The sequence below is a fragment of the Kitasatospora sp. SC0581 genome (genome assembly GCF_048159585.1).
GTDB lineage: Bacteria > Actinomycetota > Actinomycetes > Streptomycetales > Streptomycetaceae > Kitasatospora.
Genome location: NZ_JBLRWA010000121.1, coordinates 1 through 520, shown reverse-complemented (window position 1 = coordinate 520; position 520 = coordinate 1). Strand labels below are relative to the sequence as shown.

The 520-nt window shown below is 47.3% G+C and carries 1 protein-coding gene; it reads right to left on the bottom strand.

The genetic code is table 11. The features are described 5' to 3' along the window. On the bottom strand, window positions 1-520 hold a 520-nt coding region (locus tag ACLWS4_RS37380; protein WP_416876480.1), incomplete at both ends, for a sigma 54-interacting transcriptional regulator.

Genomic DNA, 520 nt, shown 5'->3' with positions numbered 1-520 from the left:
GGCAGGTCTTCTTTTCTTGCCCTGAGTGGCGGAATATAAATGGGAATCACGCTGATCCGGTAATACAAATCTTCCCGAAATTCTCCCTTTCTGATCAATTCCTCCAAATTCCGGTGTGTTGCTGTGATAATGCGGACATCGATCTTCCTGCTTTTGTTTGATCCAATCCTTTCCAAAGTTTTTTCCTGTAACACCCGGAGTATTTTTGCCTGCAGATACAAGGACATATCCCCGATCTCGTCTAAAAACAGCGTGCCGTGATTGGCCAGTTCAAAGCGCCCCGGTTTTTCTTTTTCCGCTCCCGTAAAGGCCCCTTTTTCATAGCCAAACAGTTCGCTTTCCAGCAAGTTTTCAGGTATCGCCGCGCAGTTTAAGGCAACAAAAGGCTGATTTTTCCGCTCACTTTCATGATGGATGGCCTGGGCAAACATTTCCTTTCCCGTCCCGCTCTCGCCGCGCAGCATGATGGTTACATCGCTTTTCGACACCCTTTTTGCCGACTGGATCGTCTGTTTTAAAA